Genomic DNA, 8,735 nt, shown 5'->3' with positions numbered 1-8,735 from the left:
GTGTGTGAGGGACAGCAGGGTCAGCGATGGCGCCGCAAGTCCCATGCCGACAGCGGCCAGCACCATCGAGGTCACCGCCGCAGCCGCGGGTACTGTCGGCAGGGTGCACAATACGGCCAGAGCAACCGCGGCTGCCATCACCCCGGCCCCGACGGCAACGAGCCGGTGCCGCGGCACCCGGTCCTGCAGACGCCCCTGCAGCCAGGACGCTCCGGCCCAGGCGAGCGCGGCCCCGGTGAACGCAAGCCCTGTCACCACGCCCGGCACCCGCCGCGCCGTACTCAGCATCAGCGGTACGAACGCTTCGAGTGTGAAGTACGCGCCCGAAGTGAGCGCCCGCAGCAGCACCGTGACGGGCAGCCCGCGCTCAGCCCGCCAGGTGCGCGGCGGCAGCAGCCGCGGGGCGAACACCACGAGCAGTGCCAGTCCAGACACCGTGCACATTGCGTGCCTTACGTCCCAGGCGGAGGCGCCGTACTGAGTGAGCGCCGCTGCCGCGCTCACCGCCACTGCAACGGGCAGGGCGGGCCGCCGCACGGGCCCCTCGGCCCCTTGGGCCCCCTGCGATGCTCCGCCCTGCACCGCCCGCCCGCGAAGCAGCAACACTGCGGCCACCGCCGGAAGCAGAGTGAGGCCCGCGAGGCCGAAGAACACCGCCCGCCAGGACCACCACGCGGCTACGAGCCCGGCGAGCGGCGGACCGGCAAGTGACGGCACGATCCAGCAGGCACTCATCAGGGCCAGGGCGCGAGCCCGTATGTGATCCGGGTAGGACTGGCCGATGGCCACGTTGACAGACACCGCCACCAGTCCCGCCGCGATGCCGTCTGCGAAACGCCCGAGCGCCAGCTGCCAGATGGTGGTACTGGTAGCGGAGACGAGCAGCGTCACGACGGTCAGGACCACCCCCGCGATCAACGGCCGCCGGGCTCCGGCACGGTCCGCCCACGCCCCGCCCAGCACCCCGCCGAGCAGACTCGCGGCCACGAACGCCCCCGCCACCAGCGGATACAGAGCAACCCCGTCGAGGTCCTCGGCAGCCACCGGCAGCAACGGCATCACCGCCAGCGCGGCGAACCCGGTCAGGAACATCACCGCCGCGAAACTGGTGGTGGCCGCCAGATACCCACGGGAGAACAGCCCGGGCGGAGGAGCGGGTGCGACAGGTGCGGGGTAGGGGCGGGTCACGGGAGGCAAGGTACGCAGCAACTGTGGCCAGGGCCAATGTTTTTGATCCCACGGGCATGATTTCAGACGCCGTCGGCAGATGAGCGCGCATCCGAGGATGAGAAAGGCTTCATGGATGTCGTCGGGCATCTCTCAGCGGACGCGTAACCGGCGGAACCAGTACCGCAGCGCGAAGCTCTGCCCGACCACCCATCGGTGGACGCCCAGCCCTGAGCCGTGTTCAGTGCCGCGGGGGTCGATGACCGGGTGATCCCGGCCGCCCGGAGCTGCCCGCGGTACCTGTCGTGGTCGTAGTCTTCGTCGGAGTAGAGCCCCTGCGGGACGTCGGCGCGGCCGTGCACGCCCGCTGCGTATTGGCGGGACAGCCTCGATCAGCGGCATGAGCCAGGCGACGTCGTTACGGCTACCACCCGTCAGCGACACCGCCAGCGGGATACCGTCGTAACGGACACTTACGCGACGCATCTGCCCAGTTCACAGCCCACCTGGCCAGACCGGGAGTCGGTAAAGCCGCGCAGTGGACGAGGGTGCGGGTTTTCCAGTGCAGCCCGTTCCGCTCGTCCTGCTCATCCGTGTCGGATGGCTCCGGCCAGATCACGACGTCCAGCTGGGGCAGGCCGATCCGCGGAGCGATGCACTCGTTCGCGTCGGCCATCCATGTGGTGGCCCAGACCGGATCGCACGGCAGCGCCGCCAACCGGCGCCCGTGCTCGGGATTGATCGTGGCCAGCAGCGGGTTCCCCTGTGGTTCGGGACTCGCTTGAAAAGTCGGATACTTCTGCGACGCCGCGCCGAAGGGAATGAGTGGTCCGTCGACATCGAGGAAGAGCAGTGGACGCTGCCCGGTACCGGTCACGGCTGCACGATAGCGGCTCACCCTGACAGTCCGACCCGATGAGAAGGTCCGATGAGCGGCTCTCCGCCCCGCGCAGCGAAGAGCGGGTGTCGATCAGTATTCAGCTCTTGCACTCGGTGCTGGCCGGATGGCGTCCGCTGGTGGGATGATGACCGGCATGACGATCACCAGAAAGGCCGATGCCACGTAGACGGCCTGGCCGCGTCCGTACCGAGCTTTCGCGTCGGCCTCGGATGCAAGACGACATCACGACCATCCATGGCCTGTCCTCTGCAGCGCTCGCTGAAGTTCGACGGATCGAGCGTCAGAAGAAGTACCTGTGGCCGGGCTCGGTCGGGTCAGCGATGGTGCGCTGGAGAAGCTTTGTTCACCGGCCGAATCGTCGCCTCTGGGACTACGAGAGCAACGGCTGTACGGAGTGGGCCGTTGCCGCGGCTGCGTTGGCGGAGCCGTCGCAGGAGGTGCCAGGTCGCGTACCGGTGCAGGATTTTCCGTCCCTCGGCGGTTGCGTGGGAGGTGACGAGATCGTTCACGTGCCGTTCCAGGCGGACCATCTGCTCGTCCCGTTGGGGCAGCGTGCCGGTGGCCACGAGCACGCTGCGGATGTGCTCGACGACCTTGCCCGCCGGGAGTTCGTCCAGGGCCTCGTGTGTCAGGGGCCGATGGCCGGAGCCGAGATCGGACAGGACGGTGGAGACGATGCCGCCGCAGAGCCGGCGCATCGCCGTGCCGGCCCGTTCTGTGTCGGCCAGGGCGTCGTTGAGGGCCTGCAGCTTCGGGGGTATGGAGCCCGAGTCGTCGGCGAGAAGTTCGTGGAGCCGTTGCTTGAGAGTGCAGCGAGGGCACGGGCCGGCGGCGCGCAGTCGTTCCGCTTCCCCGCAGGTGGGACATGGGCGCCAGAGCTCGGCGTCCGGTGCGGTGCAGGGACCGCGGACCGGCGCTTCGACGGTCCCGGAGTGGATGCCTCGTAGCCGCCCGCATGCGGTGCAGTGAGCCTGGCGTCTGTCGCAGCCGCCGCAGCGGGGCAGGCCGGTCAGGCGGGAGTGGGTGCCGGGTGCGGCGCGGCCGCAGATCGAGCAGACAAGGACGGGCAGGGGACAACAGTTGGGGCAGAGAGGGCCGTTGGGGGGTGCGGTTCTGTACTCGTCGCCGCTTGCCGCAGTTGATGCAGACCTCGACGTTCGCGGGGTCGGTGACCAGGCAGTTCGGACACAGCGGGCGACCCTGGGCGTCGCGGCTGGCCGGCTCGCGCCGGGCTCCGCAGCGTACGCATTCTTCGATGCGGGACTTGGCGATGCAGTTGCGGCAGACCCGCTGCCCGTCGAGCGGATCAGCCATCGGAGCCCCCTGAACCCCCGTGCAGTTACTGTCCGTTGACCTCGGACAAAGCTCCGGCGGCATCCCAGTTAGTTCGGTCAACGGGACATCCGCTGCCCCATGCTGAGCATCAACCCAAAGATGGTCCCCCGCCTCGACGAACTGGAGGAAGACCTGATTGCACGCCGCCAACCGGCTGTCCAGGAGGACTGGCGAGGTGAGATCGAAGGGCTCGACCTCACGCTCCTACGGGGCAAGCGCGAGCAGGCCCACCGTATCGCGCGAAGCCGCCCGGTCTCCCTCGGCCTTCCCGTAGTCCCTCACCAGAAGCCCCAGGTCACACCAGGGTGATCAGCGCCAAGCTGAACTGGTTTTTCACGTCTGGTACAGGAGGGCCTGCGTCGGCATGCCTGGCTCCAAAATCGCCGGCTATCGGCAGGGGTTGGCGGTGTCAGCGGACTCGCCCGGTGAGACGAGTCCTGTCTCGTAGGCGAGGACGACGGCCTGGGCCCGGTCGCGCAGGGTCAGTTTGGCGAAGATCCGGGCCACGTGGGTCTTCACGGTCGCCTCACTGAGCGTCAGTTCGCGTGCCAGTTCGGAATTGGAAAGACCTCGGCCCATGAGCGTCAGTACCTCGCGCTCGCGCGGCGTCAGTGCGGCCAGGTCTCGGTGGACGGCCGGGGTTGCGAGGCGCGAACCGGTTCTGGGGGCGCTGGGGGCGAAGCGCTCCACCAGGCGACGGGTGATCGAGGGTGCGAGCAGGGCGTCACCGGTGTCGACCAGGCGTACGGCGGCGGCCAGATGTGCGGGGGTGACGTCCTTGAGCAGGAATCCACTGGCTCCGGCGGCGAGGGCGGCGTAGACGTAGTGGTCGAGGTCGAAAGTGGTCAGCATGATCACCCGGCAGTCCGGGGCCTGCGCGAGTATGCGGCGGGCGGCTTCCAGGCCGTCCATGATGGGCATCCGGATGTCCATCAGTACGACGTCGGGCCGCAGCCTCCGCACGGTGGCCACGGCCTCGGCTCCGTCGCCGGCTTCGCCCACCACATCGATACCGCGGGCGGTGAGGATCAGGCGGAAGCCGGTGCGGACCAGCTCCTGGTCGTCGGCGATCACGACGCGAGGGGCGGGTTCGGTGTGCGTCGTCATGGCCGGTCCAGCGGAATCCGGGCGCGGACTCGGTAGCCGCCGCCGAGGCGGCGGCGGGCGTCCAGGTCGCCGCCGTAGACGGCGACCCGCTCCCGCAGGCCGAGCAGCCCGCGTCCCGTTCCGTCTGCCTGGCCCGGGACCGGCTCTTTCCGCGCGGGCCGGCTGTCCGACAGGATGCTCGGTCCGCCGTTCAGCACCTCGACTCGCAGGTAGTGGTCCGCGTATCGCACCGTCACCTCGGCTTTCGCTCCGTCCCCGTGTTTGAGGGCATTGGTCAGGGCCTCCTGGATGATCCGGTAGGCGGTGACATCGATCCCGGTCGGCAGCGGGCGTGGCTCACCCGAGATACGCATCTCCACGGGCAGGCCGGCAAAGGCGATCCGGTCGATCAGCGGGCTGAGCCGGCTCAAGCTCGGCTGCGGTGACAGGTCCATACCGTAGGGCTCGTCGTCGCCGTTCTGCGCGGGTGCGAGCAGACCGAGCAGGTGCCGCAGCTCGGTCATCGTGTTCCGCCCGGCGGTCTCGACGGCGCTCATCGCCGCCGCAGCCTCAGCAGGCATCGTGGCCAGCACCTCGCGGGCGGCTCCGGCCTGGACCACCATGAGGCTCACGTTGTGGCTGACGATGTCGTGGAGCTCGGCGGCGATCCTGGCCCGCTCGGCATCGACCGCGGTCCGCGTCGCGCTCTCGCGCTCCCGCTCCAGCAGCCAGCCGCGCTCCTCGATGGCCGCCTGGTGCAGCCGCCGCGCCCGGACCACCGCCACGCACAGACACCCGGCGGCGCCAACTGCCGCCGCCAGGGCGATGACCAGCCAGATCGTCCCAGATCCCCACACCGGATCATCCTTGCAGCTGCACGACGCACCCCACATCAGCCCCCGGATGCAGCTCCGTACACCCCCGGGATGACCTGCCCGGACGGATACATCCGGGGGGCGACGCCCCGTCCGCGGACTCCATCCTAAGTTCGAGCCATGACAACTGATCACGACAGTGCCCGGCAAGTGGTGGTGCGACTGGACGACGTGCACAAGGAGTACGGCGACGCGAAGGCCCTGGACGGCCTGTCGCTGGAAATCAGGGCGGGGGACGCGGTCGCCGTCATGGGCCCCTCCGGCTGCGGCAAGTCCACCTTGCTCAACATGGTGGCCGGCCTGGACCGGCCGACCTCGGGCACAGTCGAGGTGCAGGGCCACGACCTCGGGAAACTGAACGAGACCGGCCTGGCGCTGTTCCGGCGGCGGAACGTCGGCATGATCTTCCAGTTCTTCAACCTCATCGACGACCTGCCCGTCCTGGACAACGTGGCGCTGGCCGCGCAGCTGACCGGCACCCCGGCCCGGCAGGCGCGCCACCGCGCCCTGGAGCTCCTGGACGAACTCGGTGTCGCCGAACGCCGGAACGACTATCCGGCGACGCTCAGCGGCGGCGAGCGCCAACGCGTCGCCGTCGCACGGGCGTTGATGAACCGCCCGGCCCTGCTGCTTGCCGACGAGCCGACCGGTGCCCTCGACAGCCGGTCGAGCGAGCAGGTGATGGATCTGCTGATCGACCTCAACCAGATCGGCCAGACCCTGTTGATCGTCACCCACGACCCGCAGCTGGCCACCCGCTGCGCCAGCCGGCTGATCGAAGTCGCCGACGGCCGGGTCGCCCGCGAGAGCACGCTGGAGGCGACCGCGTGAGCGCCGTATGGAGAGCCTCCCGCGCGGCCGTGAAGCGCCGCCGGCTCCAGACCTTCGTCATCGGGCTCGTCGTGCTCTGCTCCACCACGACCGTCCTGCTCGCGCTGGCGCTGCTGAGCGCCGCCTCGGGCCCCTTCGACAAGGCCTACACCGCACAGCGCGGTGCCCATACGGTGGCGGCCTTCGACACCACGAAGATCTCGCAGGAGCAGTTGGCGCGGACCGCCCGGCAGCCGGGGGTGGAGGCCGCGGCCGGACCGTTCGGGCAGGCCGTCGTCGACATCCCCAAGGACTGGCTCTGGATGGCGGGCGGCACCCTCACCGTGGTGGGCCGGGCCGATCCGGCGGGCCCCGTGGACCGGATCGAGCTCCTTGAGGGCCACTGGGCCACCGCGTCCGGCGAGATCGTCATCAACTGGCCCGTCCAGGGCTCCCCCGGGACGGAACTCCTCGGCACCAAGCTGGAGATCCCCAGCGGAGCGACGCTGACCGTCGTCGGCTTCGCCACCAGCATGAGCAAGTCGGCGAGCGCCTGGGTCTCGCCCGAGCAGATGGCCGCACTGCACCCGACCTCCGCCCAGATGCTCTACCGCTTCACGGACTCCTCCACAGAGGACCGGCTGAGCGCCTCGCTGGCGCGGGCCACCGCAGGACTGCCCAAGGAATCGCTGACCGGCGCACAGACCTACCTCACCCTCAAGCAGGCCTTCTCCGCGCTGGCCGACTCCTACCTCCCGTTCATCACACTCTTCGGCATCCTCGGCCTGCTCGTCTCCACCCTGATCGTCGGCAACGTGGTCAGCGGGGCGGTCGTCTCCGGGTACCGGCACATCGGAGTGCTCAAGGCCCTGGGCTTCACCCCCAACCAGGTCGTCGCCGTCTACCTGACGATGCTCTCCGTACCGGCCATGGTGGGCTGCGTGCTGGGCACGCTGGCCGGCAACGCGCTGGCCGGGCCGATCCTGAAGGTCGCGTTCACCGGCATCGACGTAGGCCGGGCCTCGGTCGGCGACATCAGCCCGTGGGTGTCCGTGGCCTGCCTCGTGGGCATGCCCGCCCTCGTCCTCCTCGCCGCGCTGGTGCCCGCCCTGCGGGCCCACCGGCTGCCCGCAGCACGGGCCATCAGCGCGGGCGGCGCGCCGCGGACCGGGCGCGGGCGGCGCGTCCAGCGGATGCTCGGCGCCACCCGGCTGCCGCGCCCGGTCAGCCTGGGCCTCGGCCAGCCGTTCGCCCGCCCCGCCCGCACCCTGCTGACCATGGCTGCCATCATCCTCGGGGTCACCACAGCGACCCTGTCGACCGGACTGACCAGCACCATGGTGGCGTACGGCAATGTCGGGCGGGAGGACGGAGGCGCCAGGATCCACGTGACGACCGGAGGATCGGGCAACGACCGGACCCCGCCCCGGCTCAGTGACCCGCAGATCGAGAAACGGCTGCGATCCCTGCAGGGCGCGGAGGGGGTACGGGCCCGCGCGCTGTCCCAGGCGAACATGACCGGGCAGACCCAGCCCGTCTTCGCCGACTTCTACCGCGGCGACGATTCCTTGTACGAGCACACCATCGTCAAGGGCCGGGCGCCGGGCGCGGCGGGCGAGATCGTGGCCGGGCCGGCGTTCCTGAGCCAGCGCGGGCTGAAGCTCGGTGACCGGGTCACGCTGGAGCTGAACGGCAGGAAGATCACCGCGACCGTCGTGGGTCAGCTCATTCAGGGTAACGCCCGGGCCCTGGAGGCCGCTTGGGAGAGCTTCGCCCAACTCGCACCGGACGCCCATGCCACCGAGTACACGGTACGGCTCGCCTCCGGCGCCGACGCGCGCGCCTACGCCGAGGCAGTCGCGGCGCTCGACCCGGGCCTGCACGCGTCGGTGATGGACTCCGGCAACGCCGGCACCGCCACCATCATCACCTTCTCGACGGTGTTCACGGTGCTGCTGACGCTCGTCGCGTCGCTCGGTGTCTTCAACACCGTTCTCCTGAACACCCGTGAGCGGCGCCGAGACCTGGGCATGCTCAAGTCGATCGGGATGACCCCCCGGCAGGTGGTGGTGATGACGGTGACCTCGGTGGCCGGGCTGGGCGTGGTCGGCGGGCTGCTCGGCATCCCGCTCGGGATCGTGGCGCACCGCCTCGTCGTGGACCATGTCGGGGTGGTCGACTTCCCCGCATATATGAAGGACGTGTGGCACGCGCCGCAGCTGGCCGCGATGCTCCTGGCGGGTGTGGCGATCGCAGTCCTCGGCGCACTGGTCCCGGCCCGGTCAGCGGCCCGGATGACCATCGCCTCGGTGCTGCACACCGAGTAGATCACCTCTCGGCATGGTGCAGAGAAAGGCAAGGACGCTGCCGCCGGCAACCGGGGCGGCCAGGCCGCGCTCGGTCATCATCGTGATCGCGGTGCCGGGCCCGGCCGGCTCCCGGCCGTCGCGCCGCACGACTTGGCCGGTGCGCCGCTTCGGCTTCTCCTTTCGGGTGCCGCCGTTCTTGCTGGCCGCCTCGCCGGCCAGGGCCTGGCGCGCGAGGTTGACCCGCTCAGCTCG

General features: G+C 70.1%; 8 protein-coding genes and 1 pseudogene. 4 read left to right on the top strand and 5 right to left on the bottom strand.

Annotated elements, in window-relative coordinates; translation table 11 throughout:
* The 3 genes and pseudogenes from ACF08M_RS34110 to ACF08M_RS34100 form a co-directional block, all read right to left on the bottom strand.
* Positions 1-1,092 (bottom strand): MFS transporter (locus tag ACF08M_RS34110; RefSeq protein WP_392189147.1); only part of this gene is annotated, 1,092 nt, incomplete at its 3' end.
* A 153-nt stretch (positions 1,093-1,245) separates the two neighbouring features.
* A pseudogene (locus ACF08M_RS34105) lies at positions 1,246-1,629 on the bottom strand (IS5/IS1182 family transposase); the annotation flags it as partial.
* Complete coding sequence (locus ACF08M_RS34100; protein ID WP_392189142.1) at positions 1,592-2,044, bottom strand: hypothetical protein; 453 nt, start codon at positions 2,042-2,044, stop codon at positions 1,592-1,594. The gene ACF08M_RS34100 and the pseudogene ACF08M_RS34105, both read right to left, overlap by 38 nt.
* 233 nt (positions 2,045-2,277) lie before the next feature.
* Between ACF08M_RS34100 and ACF08M_RS34095 the strand changes: the two genes are divergently transcribed.
* Both ACF08M_RS34095 and ACF08M_RS34090 read left to right on the top strand, forming a co-directional pair.
* A complete protein-coding gene (locus tag ACF08M_RS34095; protein WP_392189141.1) occupies positions 2,278-3,015 on the top strand; it encodes a hypothetical protein in 738 nt (245 codons plus the stop codon).
* 466 nt (positions 3,016-3,481) lie between these two features.
* Positions 3,482-3,712: a recombinase gene (locus tag ACF08M_RS34090; protein ID WP_392189140.1), complete on the top strand. Its 231-nt coding sequence runs from the start codon at positions 3,482-3,484 to the stop codon at positions 3,710-3,712.
* Between the two features lie 78 nt (positions 3,713-3,790).
* On the opposite strand, the gene ACF08M_RS34085 is transcribed toward ACF08M_RS34090, so the two are convergent.
* Together ACF08M_RS34085 and ACF08M_RS34080 are read right to left on the bottom strand one after the other, a co-directional pair.
* Positions 3,791-4,510 carry a response regulator gene (locus ACF08M_RS34085; protein WP_392189139.1) on the bottom strand — a complete coding sequence of 240 codons (720 nt, stop codon included), beginning with the start codon at positions 4,508-4,510 and terminating at the stop codon, positions 3,791-3,793.
* Positions 4,507-5,346, bottom strand: a complete 840-nt coding sequence (locus tag ACF08M_RS34080) for a sensor histidine kinase (RefSeq protein WP_392189138.1) — start codon at positions 5,344-5,346, stop codon at positions 4,507-4,509. The genes ACF08M_RS34085 and ACF08M_RS34080 overlap by 4 nt, the downstream gene beginning before the upstream one ends.
* A 138-nt stretch (positions 5,347-5,484) precedes the next feature.
* Between ACF08M_RS34080 and ACF08M_RS34075 the strand changes: the two genes are divergently transcribed.
* Both ACF08M_RS34075 and ACF08M_RS34070 read left to right on the top strand, forming a co-directional pair.
* Entirely contained in the window at positions 5,485-6,195 is a 711-nt protein-coding gene (locus ACF08M_RS34075; protein WP_392189137.1) for an ABC transporter ATP-binding protein, read from the top strand.
* Positions 6,192-8,501: an FtsX-like permease family protein gene (locus ACF08M_RS34070; RefSeq protein WP_392189136.1), complete on the top strand. Its 2,310-nt coding sequence runs from the start codon at positions 6,192-6,194 to the stop codon at positions 8,499-8,501. The genes ACF08M_RS34075 and ACF08M_RS34070 overlap by 4 nt, the downstream gene beginning before the upstream one ends.
* Positions 8,502-8,735: the final 234 nt, after the last annotated feature.

Source organism: Streptomyces sp. NPDC015032, from assembly GCF_043080425.1.
Taxonomy (GTDB): domain Bacteria; phylum Actinomycetota; class Actinomycetes; order Streptomycetales; family Streptomycetaceae; genus Streptomyces.
This window is presented reverse-complemented; position numbering and strand designations above follow the sequence as displayed.